Below are 25,914 nucleotides of genomic sequence, written 5' to 3'. Positions count from 1 at the left end.
CCGGGCGCGGTTTCGTCGGGCGCGGGTTCGGGTACCGGCGGTCGCGACACCGCGGACGCCCACCCACGGGCCCCGCCGTCCGCACCCCCGGGAGGGCGCCATGACCGTTCCGCTGCCCCCGCTGCCGCCCACCGGCGAGGACGAGCACTACCGGCCGGGCGGGCGCAGCGTCGCCGACATCGTCGACGCCGAGCACCGCCAGCTGTGCGGGCTGGTCGACCGGCTGGCCGGAGCGGATCCCCGACCGGCTCCGGAGGGCGGCCTGGCGGTGCTCGTCGCGGCGCTCTCGCGGCACCTGTCCGCCGAGGAGCAGTATCTGCTGCCGGCGGTGCGGGCCGCCCGCCCGGAGGACGCCGGCCGGGTCGACCGGGTGCTGGCGGCGGACCGGGACCTGCTGACCGCCCTGACCGAGCTGACCCGGGACCGGCTGCCCGACGTCGGGCGGCGGGTCCGTCGGCATGTGACGGAGGTCGGCGACCTGGTACGCGACCTGCGGGCGGTGGCCACCGCCGAGGAGCTGATCCGGCTGGGCAACCGCCTGGAGATCGCCGAGGAGGCGGCGCCGACCCGGCCGCACCCGGGCACCCCGGCCACCCCACCCTGGAACAAGATCGTCGAGCCGGCGGTCGGCGTCGTCGACAAGCTGCGCGACGCGGTCGCCGGACGGCCGACCCGCCTGGCCGATCTGGCCGAACCGCCACCCGGCTGAGTGGTCCCGGACACATCGTCAATCGTTGATCCGTCGGAACCCTTCCCCCGGCCGCCGCACGGCCCTACCGTCGGTACATGAACCTGGAGCTCCGCCACCTCCGGGTGGTCTGCGCGATCGCCGAGACGGGCAGCGTGACCAAGGCGGCCTCGACCCTGGGCCTGGCCCAGCCGGCGCTCACCGCCCAGCTCCAGCGCATCGAACGCACCCTCGGTGGCCCGCTGTTCGAGCGCGACCGGCGCGGTGCCCGCCCCACCGCCCTGGGCGAGCTGGTGCTCGCCCGCGCCCGCGTGCTGTTGCCCGCCATGAAGGGCCTGCAGGACGAGGCGGCCCGGCTGGCCGGCGCCGGGGACGCACCCCGCCGCTACCGGTTCGGCGGGGTGAACAGCCCCATCCTCGGGCGGATGGTGCACCGGCTCGCCGCCGAGCAGCCGCACGCGCAGATCACCACGTACGCGTCCTGGTCGGCGGACGAGCTGGCCCAGCTCGTCGCCGGCGGCCGGCTGGACTTCGCGCTCAGCGGCCTCTGCGGCGACTCGAGTCCGACCGGCGAGTTCGGGCTGTGCTGGCGAGAGGTGTCGATGGATCCGGTGCACGTGCTGCTGCCGGAGACCCATCCACTGGCCGACCGGGACGAGGTCCGGCTGGCGGACCTGCGGCACGAGCAGTGGGTGGCGGCCCCGGGCGACGGTTGCTTCGGCGACTGCTTCGCGGCCGCCTGCGCGCGTGCCGGCTTCACCCCGCGGAAGGTGTACGAGGCGGACGTGCGCGGCTGCCTGGACCTGGTGGACGCGGGCGAGGCGATCGCGCTGTGCCAGGCCACCTTCCGGCCGATCGCCGGCCTGGTGACCCGGCGGCTGGCCGGGATCCCGCTGCGGTGGCGGCTGATGCTGGGCTGGCACCCCGACGCGCCCGCCGCGCGGGTCGCCGAGCGGGTGCTGGAGACGGCGCTGGCCGCGTACACCGACTCGCTGGCCGCGCACCCGGCGTACCTGGCCTGGCTGCTGCGCAACCCGGGGTTCGGGGCGCGGGGCGGGCCGAGCGCGGCCGGACCGGTCCACGGGGTGCGAACGGCGTGATGCCGGGTATCAGGCGGGCATGACCGATCTGTACCCCGCCGCCGACGACCGCGAGATCCTGCGGCAGGCGGCCGCCGCGCACACCGCCGCCGTCCGGGACGTGGAGGCCTTCCTGCGGCGCCTGCCGGAGGTGCCGGACCCGGCCGTCGTCACCGAGTACGCCAACCTGCTCACCCGGGAGCAGCAGACCCGGGCCGACCGGGAGGCGGCGGCCGACGCCGCCGGTCTGACCATCGCCAGCCTGGAGTCCGACCAGGGCTGAGCCCGCCCCGCCCGGCAACCCGGGCTGAGCCCGCCCCGCCCGGCAACCCGGGCTGAGCACGCCGCGGCGGCGCCCGGCGACCCGGGCGCCGCCGAGGGATCCTCAGCGCTCCACCAGCACGTCGTGCCCGAGGTCCAGCAGGGAGTGCCGCCACTCGTCGTCGGCGTTGCCGCGCGGCGGCTTGGCCTCCATCAGGGACTGGATCCGGTCGACCGCCTCCCGCATCACATCGATGTCCTCCGGGGTGAGGTCCACCTTGCGCTTGGTGAGCACCCGCAGGATGTGCCGGCCCGGCTCGGGCAGGTCGAGGTCGGGGTTCGGCCCGAACGACTCCTCGCCGGAGCCCCGGGTGAGCAGCCACTGCCGCAGCTGCTCGGACGGCACGTTGACCTGCGCGTGGAAGTCGTCCCAGAGCACCTCCACCTCGGGGTCGAGCCGCTGCTCGCGTACCATCAGCCCTCCTCTCGCCGGCGGTTGGCCGCCGCCGGGTCCGGCTCGTCGGTCTGCTGACCCAGGCCCTCCGGCGGCACCTGCACCCGGGCGGGGTTCGCCGTCGGCGGCGCCACGATCGGTTCGGTCCGTTCCGCGTTCTCCTGGGTCTCCTCGGGTTCGCTCATCCCGGCCTCCCGGTCATCGGGGGTGCGTGGTCGCGGCGGCCGTGTAGCCGCGCTCGCCCTCGGTGACGTCGAAGGCCAACTGCCCGTCGCGGGCGTCCACGGTGACCTTCTGGCCGGGCGACACCGACGACTCGAGCAGCATCCGCGACAGGCGGTTGTCCACCTCCCGCTGGATCACCCGGCGCAGCGGTCGGGCGCCGAACTCCGGCTGGTACCCGTGCTCGGCGAGCCAGTCGATGCCGGCGGTGGTGAAGTCCACGTCGATGTGCTGGGCGTGCAGCCGCCGCCGGGTCTCCTCGAGCATCAGCTCGGTGATCTGGCGCAGCTGCTCGGCCTCCAGCCGGCGGAAGATGATGACCTCGTCGATGCGGTTGAGGAACTCCGGCCGGAAGTTCTCCTGGAGCCGGCGCATCAGCCGCTCGCGCAGTTCGTCGGCCTCCCCGGCCGCTCCGGGTTCACCGGCGCCGAAGCCCACCGCGCGCTGGGTGCCGGTGATCAGCTCCGAGCCGAGGTTGCTCGTCATGATCAGTACGGTGTTCTTGAAGTTCACCGTACGGCCCTGACTGTCGGTGAGCCGACCGTCGTCGAGCACCTGGAGCAGGATGTTGAACACGTCCGGGTGCGCCTTCTCGATCTCGTCGAGCAGCACCACCGCGTACGGGCGCCGCCGGACGGCCTCGGTGAGCTGCCCGGCCTCCTCGTAGCCGACGTAGCCGGGCGGGGCGCCGACCAACCGGCTGACGGTGTGCCGTTCCTGGAACTCGCTCATGTCCACCCGGACCATCCGGTCGGCCTCGCCGAACAGCGCCTCGGCCAGCGCCCGGGCCAGCTCGGTCTTGCCGACGCCGGTCGGGCCGAGGAACAGGAAGCTGCCCATCGGCCGGTCCGGGTCGGCCAGGCCGGTCCGCGAGCGGCGCACCGCCTCGGCGACGGCGCTGACCGCGTCGTCCTGGCCGACGACCTTCTCGTGGAGGTGCCCCTCCAGCCGCAGCAGCCGGTCCCGCTCCTCCTCGGTGAGCTGTTGGACGGGGATGCCGGTGGCCCGGGACACCACCTCGGCGATCTCCTGCGGCCCGACCTCGGGCACGTTGCCGGTGGTCCCCTCGTCGCCGCGGGCGCGCCGGATCTGCTCCTCCAGCTCGGCGATCCGGTCGCGCAACGTGGACGCCTTCTCGTACTGCTCGTCGGCGACGGCCTGCTCCTTGTCCCGGCGTACCTCGTCGAGCTGCTGCTCCAGCTCCCGCACGTCGGCCGCAGGGGTGCGGGTGCGCAGCCGGACCCGGGCGCCGGCCTGGTCGATGAGGTCGATGGCCTTGTCCGGCAGGAAGCGGTCGGTGACGTACCGGTCGGACAGCTCGGCAGCGGCGACCAGGGCCTCGTCGGTGAAGCGGACCTGGTGGTGGGCCTCGTAGCGGTCCCGCAGCCCGCGCAGGATGGCGACGGTGTCCTCGACGCTGGGCTCCGGCACGAAGACCGGCTGGAAGCGGCGGGCCAGCGCGGCGTCCTTCTCGATGCTCTTGCGGAACTCGTCCAGGGTGGTCGCGCCGATCACGCGCAGCTCGCCGCGGGCCAGCGCCGGCTTGAGCATGTTGGACGCGTCCATGCCGCCCTCGCTGCCGGCGCCGCCGGCGCCGACCAGGGTGTGGATCTCGTCGAGGAAGACGATCAGCTCCTCCCGGTGGGAGCGGATCTCGTCGATGACCTTCTTCAGCCGCTCCTCGAAGTCGCCCCGGTAGCGGGTGCCGGCGACCAGGCCGGCGAGGTCGAGCTGGATCACGCGCTTGCCGAGCAGCGTCTGCGGCACGTCGCCGTCGCAGATCCGCTCCGCCAGGCCCTCCACGATGGCGGTCTTGCCGACCCCGGCCTCGCCGATCAGCACCGGGTTGTTCTTGGTCCGGCGGGACAGGATCTCGACCGCCTGCTCGATCTCGTCGGCCCGGCCGATCACCGGGTCGATCTGGTCGTTGCGGGCGAGGTCGGTCAGGTCCTGCCCGTACTGGTCGAGGGTGGGGGTGCCGCGGTCGGGCTTCGGGCCGGCCATCGGCCCCCGCTCGGCGTTGGCCGCCTGCAGCGACTCCGGTTGGATGCGTCCGGCGGCGAGCATCCGCCCGGCCGGCGACTCCGGGTTCAGCGGCAGCGCCATGAGGATGTGCTCGGGCCCGATGTAGTTCGCCCCCATGGCCCGGGAGAGCTGATGGGCGTCCAGCAACGCCCGCTTGGCCGCGGGGGTGAGCGACAGGTTCGGCGGCACCTCGCCGCCGGGGGCGCCGTCGCCGCGCCCGCCGAGCGCGTTGAGCAGGGTGTCCGGGTCGGCGCCGGCCCGCCGGACCAGGTCGCGCAACTGCTCGCGTTGCAGGGCCGCCCAGAGCAGGTGGTCGGTGTCCAGGTCGTTGCTGCGTTTCTGGGCCGCCCGGCGGGCCGCGTCGGCGAGCATCTCCCGGGCGTCGGCGGTCATCAGCCGGGTGATGTCGACCCGGTGCGCCGGGCGGCGCCCGCCCTCGCCGCGGCCGAAGTACCGGGCCAGGAACTCGTCCCACGGGTCGGAGCCGAAGTCGCCGGGTCCCATCATCACTGTCCTCCGCTCCTCGGCGCGGCACGGTCGCCAGGGGCTACCCGGCGGTCGCCCGGACAAACGCCACCGGGCGCCACGCCCGGGGGTGCGCGGCCCGGGGCGGCCCGGGTGGCAGGCTGGCGGCATGGACGCGACACCGCTGCTCATCGTGGACGCCGCCAACGTGGTCGGGTCCCGGCCGGACGGCTGGTGGCGGGACCGGGCCGGTGCGACGGCGCGGCTGCGGGACGCCCTCGCACCGCTGGCCTCCGGCGGGGTGCCGCCGGAGCTGGCACCGCCGGTGGAGGTGGTGCTGGTGGTCGAGGGGGCCGCCCGGGACGTGGCCCCGGTGCCGGGGATCCGGGTGGTGGCGGCCGAGCGGTCCGGTGACGACGCGATCGTCGACCTGGTCGCCGCCGCCGCGCACCGCCGCCGGCTGGTCGTCACCGCCGACCGTGAGCTGCGCGAACGCGTCACGCGGCGGGGCGCCGAGGTGTACGGACCGCGGTGGTTGACCGGGCGGGAGGCCCACCCGCGGGAGTCCCATTAATCGGACTCCCGGAGCTTCCGGGCGGCAACCGGTCAGTAAGGCAGAATACTGACAGGGCGGATGTTCTCTCCCCGCTGGCGATAGGCTCTAATGGAGACCTCCCCCGCCCCCAGGAGGTTCCGCCGTGGCGAGCGTCGCCGAGCTCAAGGCAGCCATCGATGTCGCGCTCCAACAGATCGGCGACGGCCAGAGCGCCGTGCAGGCGGCCGGTGAGAAACTGGCCGAGGCGCAGCAGACCCTCGCCGGCGCCCTGGAGGGCAGCGGGCACGAGACCGTGGAGGCCGCGCAGGCCTCGTTGACCCAGGCCAGCCAGGAGCTGGAGGAGTGCCTCGCCGCGACCCTCCTCGCGGTCGAACAGGCTCAGCTGTACGTCGCGACCCTCTGAGCGCCGTCGTGTCCATCGTCGAGGATCTCGGCGCCCAGGTGCGCGCCGTCGCCGATGACCTGCCGCTGGGCCAGCTCGCCCTGGCGCTGGAGCGCTTCGGGCTGGCCGCCGAGCGGCTGCGCTGGGTACGCCAGGAGTCCGCCGACCCGATGGGGGTCCCGGAGCTGTCCAGCGCCGTCGAGCACGCCGAGACCGCCGGGTACGCGCTGCGCGTCGCCCAGGAGCAGCTGTCGGCGTACCTGGCCGCGATCGGGCTGGCCGCCGACGGCGCGCCCACCCCGCGTACCGCCCCGGACCGGCGGCCGGCGCACGACGCGCCCCGCCCGGCCCCCGCGGTGACCGGCGCGCCGGACCCGGCCGACGACTCCCCCGCACCCCGCTGGTGGGCGGTGCGGGTCGCCGAGCTGACCGGCGGCGGGACGGCGCCGGCACGCCCGGACGGGACCGTCGCCGACGCCGGCGAGCTGCTGCGCCGCGTGGTCCGCGAGGTCCGCTCCGGCGACCGCGACCGGCTGCGCGCCGAGCTGGGCCGCGCGCACGCCGACGTGGGGTTGGGGCTGGCCGCGCTGGCGCCGCCCCTGCTGCGGGAGCTGGTCGGCGACCTGCTCGGGCACCCGCCGCGCGCCGACGACCTGCCCCGGCTGCGCCGCGACCTGGACGGGCGCGTCCGCGACCTGCTGCCGGGCCTGCCGGCGCCGGTGCTGGAGACCCTTCTCTCCCGGGTCTGCCGGATGCCGCCGCCACGGCGCGACGACGCCGCTCGGCCGCACCCCGCCGACCCCGCGGTGGCGGCCGGCGTGCTGGCCGGCGTGCTGCTCGACCGGCTCGGGCGGGAGCTGCCGACCGCCGAGGAGCGGGAACGCCGGACCGCCGAGGACCGGGCGGCACGGGCCGGGGCCGAGGAGCGGCAGCGGGCCGCCGCGGAGCGGAACCGGACCGCCGACGCGGAGTGGGAGCGCCGCGCCGCGGCGGCCCGCCGGGAGGCGGACGCCGCCCGGGCCCGGGTGGCCGCCGCCCAGCGGCGCTCGGCCGAGCTGCGCCGCGGCGCGCCGCCCGGCGACGCCCGGGCACCCCGGGCGGGGAGCAGCCCGGCGTGGCGGACGCCGTACCGGCGGGACGCCGATGGCTGACCGGCGGGCGCAGCTCGCGGCCCGGGTGCGCCGCACCCTCGGCGAGGCGCTCGGCGCGACCCGCACCCGGGTCGCCGCCGCGCGGACCGAACTGGCCGCCGAGCGGGACCGGCTGGACCGGGTCCGGCGGGCCGCCGGGGGCGTGCCCGCGCGGGTCGGGGCGGAACGGGACCGCCGGCTCGCCGAGATCGACGAGCGGCACGCCGCCCGGATCGCCGAGCTGTCCCGGCGGGCCGCCGAGGCGGCCCGGCGGGAGGCGCCGGGCGCCGCCTCGGCGGAGTGGTCGGGCTGGCGCGCCACCCCGGCCGGGCGGGGGGAGCCGCCGGGCGCGCTGCGGATCGGGACGCTCGCGGTGCCGGGCGCGGACGCGGTGCCGGCCCTGGTGCCGCTGCTCGACGCCGGGCACGTGGAGCTGACCGGCGCCGACCGGCCGGCGGGCGAGGCGGTGGTGTCCGCGCTGCTGCTGCGCGCGGTGGGCCGCGCCGACCCGGGCGCGGTCCGGCTGACCGGGTACGACCCGGAGCAGTTGGGCGGCGGCCTGGCCGGCTTCGCGCCGCTGGGCACCGCCGGGCTGTTGACGTCCGTCGGGCCGGGCGGGCTCGGCCGGCTGCTCGACGAGCTGGTGGAGCAGATCCGGCGGATCAACTCCACGGTCCTCGCCGGCGAGCACGGGTCCCTACGCGAGCTGGCCGCCGCGACCGGCCGCCGCCCCGAGCCGTGGCGGGTGGCGGTGCTGCTCGGCGGCGAGGAGCCGTCCCGACACGAGCGCGGTCAGCTCGACCGGGTCGTCCGCACCGGCGCGGCGTGCGGGGTGCACCTGGTGGTACGCGGGCTGGAGCTGCCCGACCATCCCACCGTCACCCGCATCCGGGTCGAGCCGGGCCGCGCCCGGTTGGCCGGGGCACCGCCGGTCGACCTGGATCCGCCGCCCCCGGCGGCCCTGGTCACCGAGACCTGCCGCGACCTGGCCGCCCGGGTCAACGCCGGCCCGACGCCGACGCCGTTCACCGACCTGCTGCCCCCGCCGGAGCAGATGTGGCGGGAGGACTCGTCCACCGGCCTGACCGCGCCGATCGGCGAGGGCCCGCACGGGCGGCCGGTGCTGCTCACCCTCGGCGACTACCCGCCGCACGCCCTGATCGGCGGCCCGTCCGGCACCGGCAAGACCAACCTGATCTTCGCCTGGATCGGCGCGCTCGCCGCCCGCTACTCCCCTGCCGAGCTGGAGTTCTACCTGCTGGACTTCAAGGAGGGCGTGTCCTTCGCGCGGTTCGCGCAGGGCCGCCGCGACCCGAGCTGGCTGCCGCACATGCGGCTGGTCGGCATCAACGTCAACACCGACCGGGAGTTCGGCCTCGCGCTGCTGCGGTTCCTGGCCGACGAGCTGCGCCGGCGGGCCGACGCGGCGAAGAGGCACGAGGTCACCAAGCTCGCCGAGCTGCGTGCGGTCGACCCGACCGGGCACTGGCCGCGGATCGTCGCGGTGGTCGACGAGTTCCAGATGCTGCTCGCCGGCCGGGACGCGGTCGCCCGGGAGGCCGCCGACCTGCTCGAGGACCTGGCCCGGCGGGGGCGCTCGCAGGGCATCCACCTGGTGCTCGCGTCGCAGGACGTCCGCGGCATCGAGGCGCTGTGGGGCCGGCCGGCCCTGGTCGCCCAGTTCACCCTGCGGATCGCCCTGCCGAAGGCGTTGCGGATCCTCGCCGAGCGCAACGACGCCGCGCAGTCGCTGCCCCGCCACCACGCCGTCGTCAACGCCGAGTCGGGCCTGGTCGAGGGGAACGAGATCGCCCGGATACCGGCGGCGAGCGACTGGGAGACCTGGAGCGAGTTGCAGAACCGGCTGTGGCGGATGCGCCCGCCGGAGGCCGCCCCGGCGCGGCTGTTCGACGGCGACGCGATCCCCCGGCTGGCCGACGCCCCGGATTTCCGGGCACTGTCCGCCCCGGAGACCGGGACGCTGCGGGCGCCGGTGGCGCTGCTCGGCGAGATCATCGACGTGCAGGCCCGCTCGGCCGCGCTGCGGCTGCCCCGCGCGCCCGGGCGCAACCTCGCCGTGCTGGGCACCCGCGTGGACGAGGCGTGCGCCGTGCTCGACGCCGCCGCCCGGTCGCTGGCGCGGCAGCACCGCCCGGGCACCGCGCGGTTCTCCATCGCCTGTCTCGACCCGGACGCCGACCCCGCCGCCCGGGCCCTCTACGAGGACCTGGCCGACGACGCCGCCTGGTACGACGAGGAGAGCGTGACCGAACTGATGGCCGAGACCGCCGCCGGGCTGGGCGGCCCGGGCGCCGGAAGCCCGCACTACCTGCTGCTGTTCGCGGTCGACGCGGCGGCCGGCGCCCTCGCCGCCCGGATCGGCGGGCGTACCGGGCTGGAGCAGCTGCGCCGCGTCCTGCACGACGGACCGGAACGGCGCACGCACGTGCTGGCCTGGTGGCGGGGCGTGGCACGGATGCGCGCCGACCTGGGCGGGCCGGCGGCGCGGACCGACCAGATCGGGGCGTGGGTGGCACTGGACACGCACGGCGGGGAGCTGGGCTCGTCGCTGTACCCGGGCACCGGCGGGCCGGACTGGTACCCCCGCCCGTGGCGGGGCCTCTTCTTCGACCGGGCGGTGCACCGCACCGGGCAGACGATCATTCCCTACGGGCCGGAGCGGTGAACCAACCGGTGACGAGCGAGTCGTACGCGGCGCAGGTGCGACGGCTGGCCGACCTGACCGAGCGCGTGTCCGCGCAGCGCGCCGAGGCGCACACCTGGTACGACCAGCAGTGCGCGGCCGCCCGCCGGGCGGTGGCCGACGCCGAGGACCAGGTGCGCCGGACCGAGCGGGAGCTGGCGGCGGCGCGCGAGGTGCAGGAGCGGGTCGAGGCCGAGGTCCGGCTGTTGTGGCAGGAGCTGCGGGGCCGGCTCGGCGCGGCGGGACGCCGGGCGGGCGGGCCACCGGGCCCGGTCGCGGGCGCCACCGGGGATCCGCTGCCGATGCTGGCCGCGGTGCGGGGCCTGCTGGCCCGCACCGGCCAGCCGGGAGAGCTGCCTGGTTCGGTGAATCCGCTGCTGGCGCTGTGCGGCGTGCTCGGCGCCACGGTCGCGTACGCCCTGGGCACCGCGGCCCGGACGGCGGGCGACCGGTACGGCGGCGACCTGGCGGTCGGGCTGCCGGTGCTGGCGTTGGTGGTGACGCTGCTCGGCCCGCTGGTCGGCCTGGTGCCCGCGAAGTTCCTCGCCGACCGCCGGCACGCGGTCCTCGCCCCCCGCCCCGCCGCGATCGTGGTGGCCACCGGCCTGGCGACCACCGTCCTGCTGCTGATCGTGCCCCGCTAGGCCGCTCCGGCGGGGACCAGCACCGCCTCGCGGAGCAGGCGGCGGGCGAGGGTGACGCGGTCGGCGTCGTCGTCCAGGCCGGGCAGGTCGCCGACCCGGGTGACCTCGCCGGACAGCAGCGCCCGCAGCGCCGGCTCGCAGGTGCCGGGGAACGTGACCGTGCGGTCGAAGATCCGCAACGCCACCTTCTCCCCGGCGGCACCGAGCTGCCAGCGCAGGCCGGGGCGCGGGGTGACCCGGTCGTCCGGGCCGAGCGCGGCGAGCGCCGCGGCCTGGGCCAGGGGCCGGATCGGGGCGGGCCGGGCGGCCGGCCAGGCCCGCCGGCGCAGCCGGTCGGCCACCGCCGCCGGCTCGGCACGCAGCAGCCAGTCCCGCAGCGCCTCCACGGTCTCGGTCAGCTCGGGCTCGATCGCGTCCGGGTCGGACACGTCGACCCCGAACGGCAGCGTGGCCCGCAGCCGCTGGTCCTCGGCGGCCAGGGCGAGCAGCTCCTCGACCAGCGCGTACCGGGTCAGCGCCCGGACGCCCACGGTCAGGTGCAGCGAGCTGGACTCCTGCGCCTGGGCGCTGTGCAGCCAGCCGCGCGGCAGGTAGAGCGCGTCGCCCGGGGCGAGCACCACGTCCAGCGCGGGTGCGCCCTCCGCGGAGGCGGACACCTCGTCGGCCCGGCCGCCCCACGGCTGCCGCTCCAGCGGGTCGGGCAGCACCGGCGGGTGGATCCGCCAGTGTTTACGGCCGTCGACCTGCAGGACGAACACGTCGTGGGTGTCGTAGTGGGTGGCGAAGCCCTGGCTGCCGGCGGGCGTCAGGTAGGCGTTGACCTGCAACGGCTGCCCCACGGCCAGGCCGAGGTCACGGGTGAACTCGACAAGCGCCGGCCAGGTGCGGTGCAGGCCCTGCAGCACCAGGGTGGCGCCGCCGGCGTACAGGTCGAGGACCTTCTCGTCGAGAACCTGGTCGCCGATCTCGGCGCCCGCGCCGCCGCCGCCGGTGTACCGCGCCGCCGGCACCAGCGCGCCGTCCCTGGCCACCCGCAGGAACGGGGTACGCAGACCGCGCCGGCTGAGCAGTTCGTCGGCGTCGGCGGGGCTGAGCAGGTCGGTGAAGCCGTTCGGGTTGGGCAGCTCGTCGGCGCGGGACAGCAGCGGCGTGCGTCCCCAGTGGGCGGCGGCGAACTTCGCCGGCTCGACCGAGACGCAGCGGGCCAGGGCGGCGGTGGACGGAACCGCCGGGCGGCCGTGGCCGCCCGGCGGGTCGGTGTGCGTCATGGCGTACCGCTCAGGCGCTGCCGTCGGCGCCGCCGTCGTGCTGGCCGGGGGTGGCGCCGCCGTCGGCCGGGCCCTCCGCGCTGCCGTCCGCGCCGCCGTCGTGCTGGCCCGGGGTCGCACCGCCGTCGGCCGGACCTTCGGCGCCCGCGTCGGCGCCCTGGTCGGCGCCGCGCTCGACGCCGCGGTCGGCGGCACCGTCGGCGCCACCGTCCTGCTGGCCGGGAGTGGCGCCACCGTCGGCCGGGCCCTCGAGGCCGCCGCCACCGGTGGTCGTCATGTCGTCGTCGTTGAGTGCCATGCGTGCTCCCTCGGATGTGCCGCCCCGCCGTACGCCGGGGTCCGTCGTGCAGCGGGTGGTACCCCATGCCCGATCTTCTCTAACCACACGCTAGACGGCCGGGGCGTCCGGCACGGGCGGTTCGCCCGTCAGCCCGGCCCGCCCGGCGGCCGCGCCGGGAGCGGCGCACCGCCGTGGACGGTGACAGGATGGGCGGGACGTGACCCGAGGAGGTGCCGATGTCCGACCCGACCGGCGTCCCGGCGCTGGAGCCGCTCGACGAACAGTGGGAGCGGGCGCTGGCGATCGTGGCCCACCCCGACGACCTGGAGTTCGGTGCCGCCGCGGCGGTGGCGCGGTGGACCGGCCAGGGCAAGCGGATCGTCTACTGCCTGGTCACCAGCGGCGAGGCCGGCATCGACGGGATGCCGCCCGAGCAGGCCCGGGTGGTCCGCGAGGAGGAGCAGCGGCAGTCCGCCGCCGTGGTCGGGGTGGACACCGTGGAGTTCCTCGGCCTGCCCGACGGCATCCTCCAGTACGGGGTGCCGCTGCGCCGGGAACTGGCGAGGGTGATCCGCCGCCACCGTCCCGAGATCGTCCTCACCACCAACTTCCGCGACACCTGGGACGGCGCGTACGCGCTGAACCAGGCCGACCACATCGCGACCGGGCGGGCGGTGCTGGACGCCGTGCGGGACGCCGGGAACCGGTGGGTCTTCCCCGAGCAGCTGACCGACGGGGTCCGGCCGTGGAACGGGGTACGGCAGGTGTGGGCCGCCTCCTCGCCGCTGGCCACGCACGGGGTCGACGTCACCGACACCTTCGAGCGGGGCGTCGCGTCGCTCGAGGCCCACGCGGCGTACCTCGACGGGCTGGGCGACGGCAGCTTCGACGCCGAGGAGTTCCTGGAAGGGCTGAGCCGCCCGACCGGCACCCGGCTCGGCGTCCGGTACGGGGCCGCGTTCGAGGTGTTCCGCTTCGACCTCTGGTAGGAGTCGCCGATGATCCTGGTCGGCACCTCCGGCTGGCAGTACCGGGACTGGCGCGGCCGCCTCTACCCCAGCGGGCTGCCGCAGCGGCGGTGGCTGGAGCACTTCGCCGCGCGCTTCGCCACGGTCGAGGTGAACAACGCCTTCTACCGGCTGCCCGAGCGGGACACCTTCGCCGCCTGGCGGGCGCGGACGCCGGACGACTTCTGCGTCGCGGTGAAGATGAGCCGCTACCTGACCCACATCAAGCGGCTGCGCGACCCGGCCGAGCCGGTCGCCCGGTTCCTCGGCCGGGCCACCGCGCTCGGCGACCGCCTCGGGCCGGTGCTGCTCCAGCTGCCGCCGACCCTGCCGGCCGACCCGGACGCGCTGGACGCGACGCTGCGCCGGTTCCCCGCCGAGGTGCGGGTCGCCGTCGAGCCGCGGCACCGGTCGTGGTGGAGCGCCGCCACGCGTACCGTGCTGGAGCGGCGGCGGGCGGCGCTGGTCTGGGCCGACCGGCTCAGCCGGCCGGTGACCCCGCTGTGGCGCACCGCCGACTTCGGCTACCTGCGGCTGCACGAGGGGCGGGCGCGGCCCTGGCCCCGCTACGGGCACGCCGCCCTCGCGGCCTGGGTGCGCCGGCTGGCCGACGCCTTCGGCGACCACGAGCCGGCGTACGTGTACTTCAACAACGACCCCGGCGGGGCGGCCGTGGTCGACGCGGTCGCCTTCGCCGGCCTGGCCGCCCGGGCCGGTCGGCCGGTGACCCGGGTCCCCACGGCGGCGGGGGCGGCCGGCGCCTGAACACACGAGGCGGCCCGCCCCAGCGCCTGGAGCGAGCCGTCATCGGGGCACCGGTCAGGGCATCATCCGGGCCAGGTCCTTGGGCATGGTGTCCTTGACGTCATCCCATTCGCCCTGGGTCACATGCCGGCGCAAGGTGTCCAGCACGACCTGCACGACCCGCTGCGGGCCGCCCTCGACGTCGTACGGGAAGCGCTGCCGGACCTCGAGGAGGAAGTCGTCCCGGTTCAGCTTGACCGGCACGTCCATCGGCTTCCAGCCGTCGAAGTAGATCCCGCGCACCACCACCGGCAACTGCGCGGCGAACTCCACGCTCTCCTGCACCGGCATCCGGTCGCGCAGCAGGTGCAGCACGGTGCGCAGCGCGCAATAGGACTGGTTGCGCTGCGCCTTCGGCCAGCCGTAGGCCTGCTCGATGTCGCGCAGCATCTCGTTGGTCTTCTGCATCGAGGACTCGATCGCGGATTGCAGCTGCTCAGCCATCTCTCCACCCCCGTATGTCGGTATCCCACCGTCGGTCGTCGTCCCGCCGTGGCGGCCCCGCCGGGCCCCGCCACTGCCGGACCGGGCTGCTCCGGCCGGACCGCGGCGGACGCCGGGTGTCGCCGGTCGCACCGACCACGTGCAGGACGGCCCCACGTCGCCGGTCCGGTACCACCCGTGTGGTCATGAAGCCACCTCCGTGTCGGATCCGCGGTCGCCCTGATCGACGACCACGAGGCACCCCCCATGCTTCCGCCGCGCGGGGTGAGGCCGGCTCACCCGGTGCGGATGATTCAGGCGTCGAGGAGCCGGGCGAGGGTGGCCGCGTTGGTCTGCGCGTAGTCCCGGTAGCAGTTGTTCATCAGCACGTGCGTCCGCTCGGCCTCGCCGGCCAGCTCGCGCAGCTTCGGCGCCCAGTCCTTCAGCTCCCGGTCCGAGTAGCGGTAGCCGAACTTCTCGTGGATGTCGGGGCTGGTCCACTTGTCGCTGTGGCCGTGGAAGCGGACCACCGCGAGGTCGGCCGTGGCGGCCAGCACCGGGGGCACCGACGAGCGGTGCCCCTGCGGCATGTCCACGCAGACGAACGGGAGGCGGTGTTGGCGCAGGAAGGCGAGCGTCTCATCGGCGTTCGCACCGTCGAACCAGGAGGCGTGCCGGAACTCGAACACCGGCCGCAGCGGGGCGCAGCGCGCCGCGACCTCCCGGAGGTACTGCTTGTTGTCCCGTTTGATGGTGAACCACGGCGGGAACTGGAACAGCAGCGCGCCGAGTTTGCCCGCCTCGACCAGCGGGTCCAGCGCGCTGAGGAAGCGGGTCCAGACCTCCTCGTACGCCTGCGGGGTGAGGTCGTCCGGGTAGACGTTGCGCTTGTCGGTCTGCGGTCGCAGGTCCTTGTAGAGCGAGCTGACCTTCGTCGGGTGCCCGGTGAGCAGGCTGAACGCCTTGACGTTGAAGGTGAACCCGGCCGGGGTGCGCTCGGCCCACAGCCGGGCGGTGCGTTCGGCCGGCGGTGCGTAGTAGGTGGCGTCGACCTCGACCAGGGGGAACTGCCGGGCGTAGTACGCCAGGCGCTTCTCCGGCGTGTCCGCGGTCTGCGGGTACCAGCCCGAGTCGAGCAGCGTACGGTCGGTCCAGGACGCGGTGCCCACCTTGATGTCACCCATGTGGACGAGTTCACCGCGCTCCGGACCGACCGGCAACCGCTCGCTCTCAGGCCGCCCGGCGCTCCCGGGTCTGCTTGCACGTCACGCAGGTCGTCGCCGACGGGAAGATCTCCAGCCGCTCGACCGGGATGGCCGCGCCGCACCCCTCGCAGAAGCCGTACGTGCCCTCCTCCAGCCGGGTCAGCGCGTGCTCGAACTGCGCCCGGCGGTCGAGGATCGTACGCAGCAGGGACTGCGCGGTGTCCCGCTCCGCGGTCTTGGTGCCGCTGTCGGCCTGGTCGTCGCCGGCGGTGTCCCCCACCTCCACCAGACGCAACACCTGGCTCTGCAACACGGCCTGCTCGTACTCCGCGGAGAGCTCGTCGTAGCGGGCCTGCAGGGACTGCCGGATCTGGTCGACCTCCGCCTGGGATCGGGCCGTGCCGACCGGGTCGTGGACGAGCATCGCTGCCTGCCTTTCTGAGGGCCTCACGGTCCACCGGGGCCGTGGCCCCGGTGCTGGTCGTCGCTGCGCGGGATCACCCGTGCTCTGTGAGCCGGGCGAATACCCCGCGCTCCGGCGGATCAAACCGCCGATTTTCCGCGCTCCCTCAGCCGGGCTCGACCAGCGCCGGGTGGCGCGGGTCGTCCGCCCGGACCACCACATCGGCGAAGGACGCCGGATCGACCTCGTCCGCGTAGCGCGCGAAGGCCGGCAGCGTCCAGCGCTCGTCCGGGCCCGTGCGCCGGTGCAGCGCGGCCGGGGAGAGCACCAGGTGCACGGTGCGGTCGAAGGGGAGCCCGCCGCCGAGCAGCAGCGCCCCGCTGACCAGCAGCACCGCGTGGTCGGGCAGTTGCACGTACGCGGCCCGGCTGGCGCGGTCGACGGCGGCGTCCCACAGCGACGGCAGCACCCGCCCCGTGCCGCCCGGCCCGGCCGGGTCGAGCACCTCCCGGCGCAGCCCCGCCTCGTCGACCCAGCTCTCGTAGTAGGCGTCCGGGTTGGTGCGGCCCTGTTCGAGCCGGACCGAGGCGGGGCGGAGGAAGTCCGCCGCGCGGACGTGCAGCACCGGGCGCCCCCGGGCGCGCAGCGGGTCGACCAGCGCGGCGGCCAGGGCGTCGGGGCCGGCCGCGGGCGGGCCGTCCACGGCCACCCGCAGCCGGCCGCCGGCCGGGGCGCCGGCGAGCCGGTCGGCCAGCTCGGTGACGAGACGCTCGGGCGAGATCGGACGGACGTGCATGTCGGCCATGGTGCCCGGTGCGCCGGGGCGGGTGGCCCGGAGCCGTGGGGGGGGGCCGGTCAGCCGCTGCGGTCGATCGTGACCCGGGCGTCGTCGGCCAGCCGGTAGCCCACCCCGTAGACGGTGGTGACCAGGGGAACGTCCACACCGACCTTGCCGCGTAGCCGGCGGACGTGCACGTCCACCGTGCGCACCCCGGCGTGCTCGTAGCCCCAGACCGCGTTGAGCAGTTGCAGCCGGGTGAAGACCCGCCGGGGGTGGGCCACCAGGTGCAGCAGCAGGTCGAACTCCAGGCGGGTCAGCGGCAGCGGCTCGCCGTCGCGCAGCACGGACCGGGAGGAGGCGAGGATGTGCAGGGTGGGGAGGGTCGGGGCGAGCGGCCGGGACGGTGCGCGGCCGGCCGGGACCGGATCCGGCCGCCGCTCCACGGCGCCGTTGCCGGCCGTGGTGATCGTGCCCTCACCGCGCTCGAGCAGCTCGCGGGCGGCCTCCAGCAGCCGGCGGGCCGGCGGCGTGAGGGCCTCCTCGTTGGCCAGCGGGATCGACAGGGTCACCGTGAGTACGGGAGCGGCGGTGTTCGCGGGACGGCGCTGGCCGCCCGGGGGTCGACCGGGAACAGCGGGCTGGGACGTATGCCATCCGGCGCGCGACGAAGCGGGGCTGACCGACATGGTCCTCCTTGGCTGGTCCGGGTATCTCCCCACGGCCCGGGACGCCGCTTCATCGATGCTTCCCGGCGCCCGTGCGGGGGTCAAGGGGCGGCTGCGTTGCATGAATGTGACAATTGACGAACACATCGGAGCCAAATGCTCGCTCTGCGTACGAGGCCTGATGATTACAGCAGAGCCGCCGAGATGACCCGATACGGGGGGGTGCCTGCCCGGTTCACATTCGCCCGGGGCGCATACGCAGCGTGGTTGGCGAGCGTGATTCACGTGGAGGTCAGCGACCTGGTCACGCTCCCATGTGGACACCGAACGTATCGGCCGTGTGACAATGGCAACGGCCGCGACGCGCCCGGTCCGGCGCGCCACGGCCGGGAAGGTTTCCGTACAGATCAGTTGTCGCGGCCGACGGCCAGCACGGCGCGACCGCGCCGGGTATACAGGGGCGGTGGACGATCCGCTGCCCGAGCAGATGCGCGCCGCCGCCACGGCGCTGCTCGCCGCCCTGGACGAGCCCCGACGCGCCCGGGCGACCCACCGGTTCGACGACCTCGGGGCGAGGCAGTGGCTCGAGTACCGCCCGCGACCCCGGCCCGGCGTCTGCCTCGCCGACCTGGACCGCGCCGCCCGCAAGGCCACCCACCGGCTGCTGGCGACCGCGCTGAGCCCGCCGGCGTACGCGCAGGCGATGGCGATCGTCGCGCTCGAGGAGGTGCTGGACCGGGCCGAGGGGTGGCGCCGCGGCCGGCACAGCGGCGACTACTGGGTGGCGGTGTTCGGCGACCCGGCCCGCGACGACGCGTGGGCGTGGCGGGTCGAGGGGCACCACCTGTCGGTCAGCATGACCGTGGTCGCCGACCAGGTCTCCCCCGCCCCGCTCTTCTTCGGCGCCAACCCGGCCGCCGTCCGGTGGGCCGGCCGCCCGGTCTCCCGTCCGCTCGGTCCCGAGGAGGACCTCGGCCGGGCGCTGCTCGACGCGATCGGCCCCGCCGGCCGGGCGGCGGCGATCGTGGCCGACGAGGCGCCCACGGACATCGTCAGCGGCACCCGGCCCCGGGTCGACGCGCCGGTGGAGCCGCTCGGTGTGCCGGCCGACCGGCTCGGCCCGACCGGCCGGGCCCTGCTGGACCAACTCGTCGCCCTCTACCTGGACCGGCTCCCACCGGAGCTGGCGATCCGGGAGGCCCGCCGGCTCGCCGGGTCGCCGCTGCACTTCGCGTGGGCCGGCCCGACCCGCCCCGGGCAGCGCCACTACTACCGGGTGCAGGGCGACGACCTGCTGATCGAGTACGACAACACCACCGACGACGGCAACCACGCCCACACCGTGCTCCGCCGCCCGGCCAGCGACTTCGGCGCGGACGTCCTGGCCGCGCACCACCGCGACGCCCACTGACCCCGCTCACACCGGCTTCGTCGCCTCGACGAGGAAGCGGCGCGCGTGGGCGACGAACGGCCCCTCGGCCTCGATCCGCCGGTGCAGCCGCGCCAGTGCGGGCCGGTGCCGGTCCACGGTGAACCCCGGCACGGTCCAGACCACCTTGCGCAGGAACCAGACCACCGCGCCGACGTCGTGGAACACGGTCCGCAGGGTCGCCTCGCGCAGGTCCACGACCCGCACGCCGGCGGCCGCGGCCTCGGCCACCGCCCGCTCCGGGTGGCGCGCGGCCGGTGGTGGCAGCGGGCCGAGGATCGCTTCGCTCAACTCGCGTACGGTGCCGGGGCCGATCTGCTGGGACAGGAACGTGCCGCCCGGCCGCAGCACCCGGGCGGTCTCCGCCCAGTCGGTCCGGACCGGGTGCCGGCTGACCACCAGGTCGAAGGACGCGTCGCGGAACGGCAGCGCGGCACCCGGCGTCACCGCGACGACCGTGGCGCCGAGCCGGCGCAGGTTGCGGGCGGCCACCGGCACGTTCGGCGGCCAGCCCTCGGTGGCGACCAGCACCCGCGGCGGGACGGGCACCTCGGCGAGGACCTCGCCCCCGCCGGTGTCCACGTCCAGCGCCGCCCCGACGCCGGCCATCCGGGCGGCCACGAGGCGGGCGTAGCCCCAGGGCGGGCGCTCCTCCGTGGCCCGGCCGGTGAGCCAGTCGAAACCCCAGCCGTCGACCGGCGCAGCCGCGCCCTCGGCGACCAGTTCCTCGAACCTCCGGTCGGATCCCATCCGGACAGCCTGTCCGACCGGTTCGCCGCGGAGCAACAGAGTTTCCCCGGTACGCGGCCGGCCCGGCAAAGGTCCCGGACCCGGACCTGTCACGGGCGCGGGCGGACGATCTCCACCGTGACGCCGTCCACGCCACCGAGGGCGTCCAGACTCGTCGGCTCGGCGCGGGCCACCGGGTCGAACTGGCGCATCAGCCGGGCACCCAGGGCCACGCCGTACCCGCCGGCGCCCAGCGCCACCAGTTCGACGAGGAGCAGCACCACGGTGGCCCCCTGCTGCGGCGCGTCGGCCCGGATCAGGCAGGAGACCAGGAACAGGCCGGCCATCGCCGCGTTGACGAGGTTGAACGTCACCGCCGTGTGCCGCGTGCCGCCGGCCGGCACGTCCCACAGGTCGATCATCCCGGCGACGGTGGCGAGCGCCGCGGCGACCAGGGCCGCCACCGCGGTCCAGTACCCCACCTCGCCGAGGAACGCCGGGCCGCCGAGCACGTCGGTCAGGTCGAACACCACGGCGCTCACGAACAGCCCGAACGGGAACGTCACCAGCATCGGTTGGATGGGATGCCCCTGCACCCGCAGCCGGCTCTGCATCGCTTCTCCCCCAGGTCGCGTCCGGTCACCAGTCCTGGGTGCTACCCGGGCGCATGCGGGGCGAAACGGAACAGATCAGCTGTCGCGGGGACGGGCGACCGTGCGGACCAGCCGCTCGGCGACCTCGCGCAGCGGGATGGCCAGCGAGGCCGCGGCGCTGCGCAGCACCTCCAGCGCCTCCTCGGCCCGGCAGCCGCGCTGGGTCATGATGACGCCCACCGCCTGTCCGACGACACCGCCCCCGAGCAGGGCGGCGTCGACCTCACCCGCCTGCGCCGCCGACCGGGCGCGGTCGCGTACGGCGGCGAGCAGCAGGCCGGCGTGCTCGGCGACCAGCATCGCGGTGAGCTGGTGCCGGGGGGTGAGCGCGTCGGCGGCGCCGGCATAGAGGTTGAGCGCGCCGATCGCCTGCTCGTCGACGTCGACCGGCGCCGAGATCACGCCGCGTACGCCGAGTTCGCGGGCCCGCGGCGTCCACGCCGGCCAGCGGGTCTCGCCGCTCAGCCGCTCGGCGACCACCATCTCCCGCCGCCGGATCGCCTCCATGGCCGGTGAGTCCGGACCGTGCCGCAGGTCGTCGAGGCCGGCGAGCCGGGCGTCGGAGGCCACCACGCCGGCCGGCTCCCCGGCGCGCAGCGAGGTGAACCCGCACCAGCGGACTCCGGCCACCGCGCCGCGGGCGATCCGGACCAGCGCGGCCAGCGCCTCGTCGAAGTCCGTCACGCCGATCAGCCCGGCGGTCAGTTCCCGCAGCAGCGCGGCGGTCTCCAGGACGCCGAGCGTCTCCGCCACGGGCTCCCGCATCTCCAGGTTCACCGGTGCTCCACCTTCGCTGCGCGCGACGCCGCGCGCCCCACCGGGCCCGTTCCCTGTTCCATGGTCCTGATCTCTCCCGACTCTCCGCGACCCGGGCTACTACCCGCACGAAGAGGGGTCGAAACGGCACAAAATGGGGCCCCTTCCGGTGCCGAAGGTACCGGAAGGGGCCCGCGTACGGGTCAGCGGGAGCCGGAGCTGAGCCGCCGGCCCACCGAGGCGATCAGCCGGTCCAGCTCCGACCCGAACGGGTTGTCGTGGACCAGGTACGTCCAGGTGGCGCTCGGCCGGATCAGCTTGGCCTCGTCCGGCTCCCAGGTCTCGTCGAACTCGGTCTCGGTGAAGGTCTCGATGGTGCGCCGCTCGATCTCCGGGACCAGGTTGTTGAACGCCGGCACCGCGGCCCGGTGGAACTCGTCGAGCGGGTCCAGCCGGCCCAGCGCCCGCAGGTGCACACCCTCGCGGACCTCGGACAGCTCGGCGAGGTGCTCGGCCCAGAGCCGGTCGAGGTGGAACAGGGCGATCGACCGGGCGACCCGGGCCAGCAGGTCCTCGTCCATCTCGCCGGCCTTGTCGGGCATCTTGTCCAGCAGCATCAGGGCGGCGACGTCGCTGGTCAGGAGCCGCTCGCGGCGTTCCGCGAGCGCCTTGCGCTGCTGCTCGATCACCACGCTGTAGCGCCAGGTGTTGCGGTGGATCTCGTGGTTCACGCCCTCGGCGACCCGCTGGGCGTGCTCCACGGCGTAGTCCACCTGCGGGTCGGTCACGAGGCCGTCGGCGTTCATCCTCGGCGACGCGGGCACGGCGTCCCCGGCGTGCCGGACGACCAGGTCGTCCTCCAGGCTGACGAAGAAGACCGAGCCACCCGGGTCGCCCTGCCGGCCGGCCCGCCCGCGCAGCTGGTCGTCGACCCGCCGGCTGTCGTGCCGGCCGCTGCCGATGACGTACAGGCCGTCGAGGGCGGCCACCCGGTCCCGGTCGGCCTGGTCGCTGCCGCCGAGGCGGATGTCGACGCCCCGGCCGGCCATCTGGGTGGAGACGGTCACCGCGCCGTACGCGCCGGCCTCGGCGATGATCGCCGCCTCCTCGTCGTCGTTCTTGGCGTTGAGCACGACGCACGGCACCCCGGCGGCGTTGAGGGCGGCGGCCAGCCCCTCGGACTCCTTGACGTCGAGGGTGCCGACGAGCACCGGCCGGCCACGCTCGTGGTTGCGCTTGATCTCGTCGACCAGCGCCTCCTCCTTCTCCGCCCGGGTGGCGTAGATGCGGTCCGGCTCGTCCTCGCGGATGCACGGCGTGTTCGGCGGGATCACCGCCACCTCGAGATCGAAGAACTCCCGCAGCTGGTCGCCGACGAGCACCGCGGTGGCGGTCATGCCGCACACCGTCGGGTAGAGGGCGATGTACGCCTGCACCGCGATCGTGCCGAGCACCTCGCCCTCGGCGGTCGCGTCCAGGCCCTCCTTCGCCTCGACCGCCGCCTGGAGGCCGTCCGGCCAGCGGCGTCGCTGCGCCACCCGGCCGCGCATCTCGTCGATCAGCTCGACCGTGCCGTCGCGGACGATGTAGTCCACGTCGCGGTGCAGCAGGGCGTGGGCGTGCAGCGCCACGTTCACCGCGGAGAGCTGGGCGACGTTCTCCTCGTCGTACAGGTCGATGCCGAGCTTGGCCTCGACGGCGGCGAGGCCGGCCGCGGTGAAGGCGACGCTGCGGCCGTCCTCGGCGACGGTGTAGTGCTTGCCCTTGCGCAGGCCCCGGACCAGCGCGGCGGCGGTGTGCACCGGGTCCTGCTCGCCGGGCACCGCGCCGGCGAGGACCATCGGCACCCGCGCCTCGTCGATGAGGATCGAGTCGGCCTCGTCGACGATCGCGGTGCGCAGCGCCGGCTGCACCCGGTCGGCGATGTCGGTGACCAGTTGGTCGCGCAGGTAGTCGAAACCGGCCTCGCTGACCGAGACGTAGGTGACGTCGCAGGCGTAGGCCGCCCGCCGCTCCTGCGGGGTGGAAGCCTCGTTGACCCAGCCCACGGTCAGGCCGAGCAGGGTGTAGACCGGCTCCATCCACTGGGCGTCGCGCCGGGCCAGGTAGTCGTTGACGGTGAGCACGTGCACCGGGCCGTTGCCGACCCGGACGTGCCCGTACGCGGCGATCGTCGCGGTCAGCGTCTTGCCCTCACCGGTGGCCATCTCGGCGACCTTGCCGGAGAGCAGCGCCATCGCGCCGAGCAGCTGCACGTCGTACGGCCGCTGGTCGAGGCCGCGGCGCGCGGCCTCACGGCCGATCGCGCAGATCTCCGGGTAGCCCTCGGCCCGGCCGGCGGCCTCGGTCAGCTCGGCGTCGTCGAGCGCCCGCAGCTCCTCCTCGCGCGCCTCGATGGCGGGCAGCAGTTTCTCCAGCGGCGCGAGGTCCACCGTCGTGCCCGGGCGCTGCAGAAACCGCCGGAACCTCGTCTTCAACCGTTGCGACACACCCATGAGCGGCAACGGTACGCGACCGGACCGATCTTGACCGTCCCACCCACCCCGCCCGTCCCCCGCGATCTTGCACCTTCTGCCCCGCCAAAAGCGTCTAAATGCCCCAGAACGAGGGCCGAAAGTGCAACATCGCGGCTGTGGCGGTCAGGGGGTCAGGACCACCTGGAGTTCCTGGCGGCGGCGGGCGGCCAGGTCGGTCAGCAGGGTCGGGGCCTCCTCCAGCGGAACCACGGCCGTGATCAGGTGCTTTTGGATCACCTCGCCGTACCCACGGAGCAGGTCGATCGTCTCGGCGCTCAGCCGTTCCCGGTCCCAGGCCGGGGCGAGCCCGCGGGGCACGCGGCCGATCTGCGCGCAGCGCACCGACAACCCGTTGTGGTGGAACTCCTCCCCGAACCGGACGGCGTCCGCCCCGGCCTGGTAGAAGGCGAGATCGATCACCGTGCCCTGGGGGCGCAGCAGGCGCAGCGCCAGGTGCATGGCCCACGCCTGCCCGCGGCACTGGAACACCACGTCGGCGCCCCGGTCCCCCGCCGCGTGCGCCCACCGGGTCTTGAGCACCACCGCCGGGTCGTCCGCCTCCGGGTCGAGGGTCTCCAGGCCCACCGCCTCGGCGACCGCCCGGCGCTGCGGGGTGGGGTCCAGCACCACCACCGAGGCGGCGCCGTGCCGCTGGGCGAACAGCGCCGTCAACAGCGCCACCACCCCGCTGCCGATGACCGCGACCCGGCGCCCGCGGACCCCGTCGCCGAGCGACCGGACGTCGCCGCCGTACAGGTCGGCGCCGGCGTGCAGGATGCCGTTGGCGCAGATCGGGCCCATGTGCGCCACGTACACGCCGAGCAGCGGGTCCAGGTCGTCGGGCAGCGGCACGAACCGCTCCCGGAGCGGGTCGGCGAGGTAGCCGGTGCGGTGGCCGTACGTCATGGCGCCCACGGCGCCCACGGCGACGGCCGGGGTGGCGCTCTCCACCACCCGGCCGACCTGCATGTACCCGAGCCGGGTGACCGGGTACGGCGTGCTCGCCGCACCGGGCTGGAACAGGCCGAGGTCCGGGTTCCAGGTGACGTTCAGGTACGGGTTCGTGCCCTTGACGAAGCTCAGCTCGGTGCCGGCGGAGACGCCGCTGTAGAGCGTCTCGACCCGGAAGGTGCCCGCGGTCAGCGGGGCGGCGTCCTGCTCGACCAGCTCCACCCGGCCGGGCCCGGTGACCGCCACGATCCGGTCACGCATCGACGGCCACCCCCACCGACGGGGCGGTCGCGGCGGCCAGGCGCACCGGCCGGCCGGTGCGGGCCGAGTCGGCCAGCGCGAGGGCGAGCCGGTGGGTGCCGAGAGCCTCGGCGTACGGGACCCGGACGTCGTCGCCGACCCCGCGGACCGCGTCGACGAACGCCCGGTCCACGGCCACCCGGGCGGCCTCCGGGTCGGCCGGGTAGGACCGCTCGCCGTCCGCGTCGCAGACCGTCATCCCCTCCTCGGTCAGCGACAGCGCCATCCCGTCGGCGAGGATCTCCAGCCCGGCGCGGTGCTTCCAGCCGAGCACGCAGGCGGCGCTGAGCGTCCCGACGGCACCGCCCGCGAAGCGCAGCGCCGCGGTGGTCACCGAGTCGATGTCGGCGCCGTCGACCGCCGGCGGCGTGCCGTTCCCGTACGCGGTCACCTCGGTGACCTCGCCGACCAGGACGCGGATCAGGTCCAGCACGTGGGCGGCCTGCTCGACGACCGGCCCGCCGGACCGGTCCCGCCGCGACCACCAGGCCACCGGGGGCACCTTGTCCAGCCAGGCCCCGGAGACCATCCGCACCGGACGGCCGTCGAGCAGGTCGCGGGCCCGCTCGACGATCGGCAGGTACCGCCAGTGGTGCCCGACCGCGGTGCGCAGCCCCCGCTCGGCGACGAGGCCGGCGATGCGTTCCGCGGTGGCGAGGTCCACCGCCACCGGCTTCTCGACGAACAGCGGCAACCCGGCCGCGACCACCGCCTCCTCGGCCGGGCCGTGGGCGAACGGCGGCACGCACACGTAGACCGCGTCCGGGCCCGCGGCCAGCAGCTCCTCGACCCCCGCGCAGACCACCGTCCGGTACGCGTCGGCGAGCGCCCGCGCCGCGTCCGGGACCACGTCGGTCACCCCGACCAGCTCGACGTCGTCGAACCCGCTCAACACCCGGGCGTGGCGCTGTGCCACCCCGCCGGCCCCGATCAGCCCCACCCGGCACCTGCGCATCCCAACCGCCCCTCCGCCGCGTCGCACGTACGGCGTGAGCACTCCCCCCGGCTGGGCGCAATCAAACGTTCACCGCCGGGAAGGGCACCGGTGGCACCCTCGTGATCAAAGTGTCGGGGATGATCCGGTTAGCGCGTGCTGGGTAGTGGGAAAACCACGTCTGGTCTTTCCGCCACGAT

General features: G+C 75.4%; 27 protein-coding genes. 11 read left to right on the top strand and 16 right to left on the bottom strand.

All coding sequences use genetic code 11. From position 1 onward, the window contains the following. The first annotated feature begins 100 nt into the window (after positions 1-100). From EV376_RS17910 to EV376_RS17900, 3 genes are all read left to right on the top strand, one after another. On the top strand, positions 101-709 hold the full coding sequence (locus tag EV376_RS17910; protein ID WP_130324745.1) for a hemerythrin domain-containing protein: 609 nt from the start codon (positions 101-103) through the stop codon (positions 707-709). Between the two features lie 77 nt (positions 710-786). Then, positions 787-1,788 carry a LysR family transcriptional regulator gene (locus tag EV376_RS17905; RefSeq protein WP_130324743.1) on the top strand — a complete coding sequence of 334 codons (1,002 nt, stop codon included), beginning with the start codon at positions 787-789 and terminating at the stop codon, positions 1,786-1,788. 19 nt (positions 1,789-1,807) lie between these two features. Then, positions 1,808-2,050 carry a hypothetical protein gene (locus EV376_RS17900; RefSeq protein WP_130324741.1) on the top strand — a complete coding sequence of 81 codons (243 nt, stop codon included), beginning with the start codon at positions 1,808-1,810 and terminating at the stop codon, positions 2,048-2,050. A gap of 102 nt (positions 2,051-2,152) precedes the next feature. Here the strand turns inward: EV376_RS17900 and EV376_RS17895 are convergent, their stop codons facing one another. From EV376_RS17895 to EV376_RS17890, 3 genes are read right to left on the bottom strand one after another with little or no spacing between them, the layout of a single operon-like run. After that, on the bottom strand, positions 2,153-2,503 hold the full coding sequence (locus EV376_RS17895) for a DUF3140 domain-containing protein (protein WP_130324739.1): 351 nt from the start codon (positions 2,501-2,503) through the stop codon (positions 2,153-2,155). Then, positions 2,503-2,667: a hypothetical protein gene (locus tag EV376_RS30240; protein ID WP_165438026.1), complete on the bottom strand. Its 165-nt coding sequence runs from the start codon at positions 2,665-2,667 to the stop codon at positions 2,503-2,505. Before EV376_RS30240 ends, EV376_RS17895 begins: the two co-directional genes overlap by 1 nt. A 13-nt stretch (positions 2,668-2,680) precedes the next feature. After that, positions 2,681-5,236: an ATP-dependent Clp protease ATP-binding subunit gene (locus EV376_RS17890; protein WP_130324737.1), complete on the bottom strand. Its 2,556-nt coding sequence runs from the start codon at positions 5,234-5,236 to the stop codon at positions 2,681-2,683. Between the two features lie 127 nt (positions 5,237-5,363). On the opposite strand from EV376_RS17890, the gene EV376_RS17885 reads away from it, so the two are divergent. From EV376_RS17885 to EV376_RS17865, 5 genes are all read left to right on the top strand, one after another. Beyond that, positions 5,364-5,768, top strand: a complete 405-nt coding sequence (locus EV376_RS17885) for a PIN domain-containing protein (RefSeq protein ID WP_130324735.1) — start codon at positions 5,364-5,366, stop codon at positions 5,766-5,768. 124 nt (positions 5,769-5,892) lie between these two features. After that, a complete protein-coding gene (locus EV376_RS17880; protein WP_130324733.1) occupies positions 5,893-6,153 on the top strand; it encodes a hypothetical protein in 261 nt (86 codons plus the stop codon). 8 nt (positions 6,154-6,161) lie between these two features. Beyond that, a complete protein-coding gene (locus EV376_RS17875; protein WP_486482676.1) occupies positions 6,162-7,283 on the top strand; it encodes a hypothetical protein in 1,122 nt (373 codons plus the stop codon). Next, on the top strand, positions 7,276-9,948 hold the full coding sequence (locus EV376_RS17870; protein WP_130324731.1) for an FtsK/SpoIIIE domain-containing protein: 2,673 nt from the start codon (positions 7,276-7,278) through the stop codon (positions 9,946-9,948). The genes EV376_RS17875 and EV376_RS17870 overlap by 8 nt, the downstream gene beginning before the upstream one ends. Next, the gene (locus EV376_RS17865; RefSeq protein ID WP_130324729.1) at positions 9,945-10,610 is read left to right on the top strand and encodes a hypothetical protein; all 666 of its coding nucleotides are present in this window, start codon (positions 9,945-9,947) and stop codon (positions 10,608-10,610) included. The genes EV376_RS17870 and EV376_RS17865 overlap by 4 nt, the downstream gene beginning before the upstream one ends. Here EV376_RS17865 and EV376_RS17860 read toward each other — a convergent pair. After that, positions 10,607-11,878: a JmjC domain-containing protein gene (locus EV376_RS17860; RefSeq protein WP_130324727.1), complete on the bottom strand. Its 1,272-nt coding sequence runs from the start codon at positions 11,876-11,878 to the stop codon at positions 10,607-10,609. The two genes, EV376_RS17865 and EV376_RS17860, sit on opposite strands and share 4 nt — an antisense overlap. Before the next feature lie 10 nt (positions 11,879-11,888). Next, positions 11,889-12,176: a hypothetical protein gene (locus EV376_RS17855; protein WP_130324725.1), complete on the bottom strand. Its 288-nt coding sequence runs from the start codon at positions 12,174-12,176 to the stop codon at positions 11,889-11,891. A 218-nt stretch (positions 12,177-12,394) separates the two neighbouring features. Here EV376_RS17855 and EV376_RS17850 point away from each other — a divergent pair, with 218 nt between their 5' ends. Then, positions 12,395-13,147, top strand: coding sequence for a PIG-L deacetylase family protein (locus tag EV376_RS17850; RefSeq protein ID WP_130324723.1), 753 nt, complete (start codon positions 12,395-12,397; stop codon positions 13,145-13,147). A gap of 9 nt (positions 13,148-13,156) precedes the next feature. Further along, on the top strand, positions 13,157-13,930 hold the full coding sequence (locus EV376_RS17845; RefSeq protein ID WP_130324721.1) for a DUF72 domain-containing protein: 774 nt from the start codon (positions 13,157-13,159) through the stop codon (positions 13,928-13,930). A gap of 54 nt (positions 13,931-13,984) precedes the next feature. Here the strand turns inward: EV376_RS17845 and EV376_RS17840 are convergent, their stop codons facing one another. From EV376_RS17840 to EV376_RS17815, 5 genes are all read right to left on the bottom strand, one after another. After that, positions 13,985-14,413: a DUF2267 domain-containing protein gene (locus tag EV376_RS17840; RefSeq protein ID WP_130324719.1), complete on the bottom strand. Its 429-nt coding sequence runs from the start codon at positions 14,411-14,413 to the stop codon at positions 13,985-13,987. A 293-nt stretch (positions 14,414-14,706) separates the two neighbouring features. Beyond that, positions 14,707-15,576, bottom strand: a complete 870-nt coding sequence (locus EV376_RS17830) for a DUF72 domain-containing protein (protein WP_130324715.1) — start codon at positions 15,574-15,576, stop codon at positions 14,707-14,709. A gap of 46 nt (positions 15,577-15,622) precedes the next feature. Beyond that, positions 15,623-16,021, bottom strand: coding sequence for a TraR/DksA C4-type zinc finger protein (locus EV376_RS17825; RefSeq protein WP_130324713.1), 399 nt, complete (start codon positions 16,019-16,021; stop codon positions 15,623-15,625). 145 nt (positions 16,022-16,166) lie between these two features. Further along, positions 16,167-16,796, bottom strand: coding sequence for a nucleoside/nucleotide kinase family protein (locus EV376_RS17820; RefSeq protein ID WP_130324711.1), 630 nt, complete (start codon positions 16,794-16,796; stop codon positions 16,167-16,169). A gap of 59 nt (positions 16,797-16,855) precedes the next feature. Further along, positions 16,856-17,467: a winged helix-turn-helix domain-containing protein gene (locus EV376_RS17815; RefSeq protein ID WP_130324709.1), complete on the bottom strand. Its 612-nt coding sequence runs from the start codon at positions 17,465-17,467 to the stop codon at positions 16,856-16,858. Between the two features lie 442 nt (positions 17,468-17,909). Between EV376_RS17815 and EV376_RS17810 the strand changes: the two genes are divergently transcribed. Then, positions 17,910-18,857: a DUF3500 domain-containing protein gene (locus tag EV376_RS17810; RefSeq protein ID WP_130324707.1), complete on the top strand. Its 948-nt coding sequence runs from the start codon at positions 17,910-17,912 to the stop codon at positions 18,855-18,857. 6 nt (positions 18,858-18,863) lie between these two features. Here EV376_RS17810 and EV376_RS17805 read toward each other — a convergent pair whose 3' ends face one another. The 6 genes from EV376_RS17805 to EV376_RS17780 form a co-directional block, all read right to left on the bottom strand. After that, positions 18,864-19,625, bottom strand: a complete 762-nt coding sequence (locus EV376_RS17805; RefSeq protein WP_130324705.1) for a class I SAM-dependent methyltransferase — start codon at positions 19,623-19,625, stop codon at positions 18,864-18,866. A gap of 89 nt (positions 19,626-19,714) precedes the next feature. Next, positions 19,715-20,218 (bottom strand): DUF2231 domain-containing protein, encoded by a 504-nt coding sequence (locus EV376_RS17800; RefSeq protein ID WP_130324703.1) that lies wholly within the window; start codon positions 20,216-20,218, stop codon positions 19,715-19,717. A gap of 75 nt (positions 20,219-20,293) precedes the next feature. After that, entirely contained in the window at positions 20,294-21,034 is a 741-nt protein-coding gene (locus EV376_RS17795) for a GAF domain-containing protein (protein WP_130324701.1), read from the bottom strand. Between the two features lie 182 nt (positions 21,035-21,216). Then, the gene (secA2, locus tag EV376_RS17790) at positions 21,217-23,508 is read right to left on the bottom strand and encodes an accessory Sec system translocase SecA2 (protein ID WP_130324699.1); all 2,292 of its coding nucleotides are present in this window, start codon (positions 23,506-23,508) and stop codon (positions 21,217-21,219) included. A gap of 144 nt (positions 23,509-23,652) precedes the next feature. Next, positions 23,653-24,741, bottom strand: a complete 1,089-nt coding sequence (locus EV376_RS17785) for a zinc-dependent alcohol dehydrogenase (RefSeq protein ID WP_130324697.1) — start codon at positions 24,739-24,741, stop codon at positions 23,653-23,655. Continuing rightward, positions 24,734-25,735, bottom strand: a complete 1,002-nt coding sequence (locus EV376_RS17780) for a Gfo/Idh/MocA family protein (RefSeq protein WP_130324695.1) — start codon at positions 25,733-25,735, stop codon at positions 24,734-24,736. The genes EV376_RS17785 and EV376_RS17780 overlap by 8 nt, the downstream gene beginning before the upstream one ends. Between the last annotated feature and the right edge of the window lie 179 nt (positions 25,736-25,914).

The sequence above is a fragment of the Micromonospora sp. CNZ295 genome (assembly GCF_004217535.1).
This window is presented reverse-complemented; position numbering and strand designations above follow the sequence as displayed.

Coding starts and splice junctions, on each gene's coding strand:
- EV376_RS17910 (WP_130324745.1), top strand. CDS start 101: ATGACCGTTCCGCTGCCCCCGCTGCCGCCCACCGGCGAGGACGAGCAC.
- EV376_RS17905 (WP_130324743.1), top strand. CDS start 787: ATGAACCTGGAGCTCCGCCACCTCCGGGTGGTCTGCGCGATCGCCGAG.
- EV376_RS17900 (WP_130324741.1), top strand. CDS start 1,808: ATGACCGATCTGTACCCCGCCGCCGACGACCGCGAGATCCTGCGGCAG.
- EV376_RS17895 (WP_130324739.1), bottom strand. CDS start 2,503: ATGGTACGCGAGCAGCGGCTCGACCCCGAGGTGGAGGTGCTCTGGGAC.
- EV376_RS30240 (WP_165438026.1), bottom strand. CDS start 2,667: ATGAGCGAACCCGAGGAGACCCAGGAGAACGCGGAACGGACCGAACCG.
- EV376_RS17890 (WP_130324737.1), bottom strand. CDS start 5,236: ATGATGGGACCCGGCGACTTCGGCTCCGACCCGTGGGACGAGTTCCTG.
- EV376_RS17885 (WP_130324735.1), top strand. CDS start 5,364: ATGGACGCGACACCGCTGCTCATCGTGGACGCCGCCAACGTGGTCGGG.
- EV376_RS17870 (WP_130324731.1), top strand. CDS start 7,276: ATGGCTGACCGGCGGGCGCAGCTCGCGGCCCGGGTGCGCCGCACCCTC.
- EV376_RS17860 (WP_130324727.1), bottom strand. CDS start 11,878: ATGACGCACACCGACCCGCCGGGCGGCCACGGCCGCCCGGCGGTTCCG.
- EV376_RS17855 (WP_130324725.1), bottom strand. CDS start 12,176: ATGGCACTCAACGACGACGACATGACGACCACCGGTGGCGGCGGCCTC.
- EV376_RS17850 (WP_130324723.1), top strand. CDS start 12,395: ATGTCCGACCCGACCGGCGTCCCGGCGCTGGAGCCGCTCGACGAACAG.
- EV376_RS17845 (WP_130324721.1), top strand. CDS start 13,157: ATGATCCTGGTCGGCACCTCCGGCTGGCAGTACCGGGACTGGCGCGGC.
- EV376_RS17840 (WP_130324719.1), bottom strand. CDS start 14,413: ATGGCTGAGCAGCTGCAATCCGCGATCGAGTCCTCGATGCAGAAGACC.
- EV376_RS17830 (WP_130324715.1), bottom strand. CDS start 15,576: ATGGGTGACATCAAGGTGGGCACCGCGTCCTGGACCGACCGTACGCTG.
- EV376_RS17825 (WP_130324713.1), bottom strand. CDS start 16,021: ATGCTCGTCCACGACCCGGTCGGCACGGCCCGATCCCAGGCGGAGGTC.
- EV376_RS17820 (WP_130324711.1), bottom strand. CDS start 16,796: ATGCACGTCCGTCCGATCTCGCCCGAGCGTCTCGTCACCGAGCTGGCC.
- EV376_RS17815 (WP_130324709.1), bottom strand. CDS start 17,467: ATGTCGGTCAGCCCCGCTTCGTCGCGCGCCGGATGGCATACGTCCCAG.
- EV376_RS17805 (WP_130324705.1), bottom strand. CDS start 19,625: ATGGGATCCGACCGGAGGTTCGAGGAACTGGTCGCCGAGGGCGCGGCT.
- EV376_RS17800 (WP_130324703.1), bottom strand. CDS start 20,218: ATGCAGAGCCGGCTGCGGGTGCAGGGGCATCCCATCCAACCGATGCTG.
- secA2 (WP_130324699.1), bottom strand. CDS start 23,508: ATGGGTGTGTCGCAACGGTTGAAGACGAGGTTCCGGCGGTTTCTGCAG.
- EV376_RS17785 (WP_130324697.1), bottom strand. CDS start 24,741: ATGCGTGACCGGATCGTGGCGGTCACCGGGCCCGGCCGGGTGGAGCTG.
- EV376_RS17780 (WP_130324695.1), bottom strand. CDS start 25,735: ATGCGCAGGTGCCGGGTGGGGCTGATCGGGGCCGGCGGGGTGGCACAG.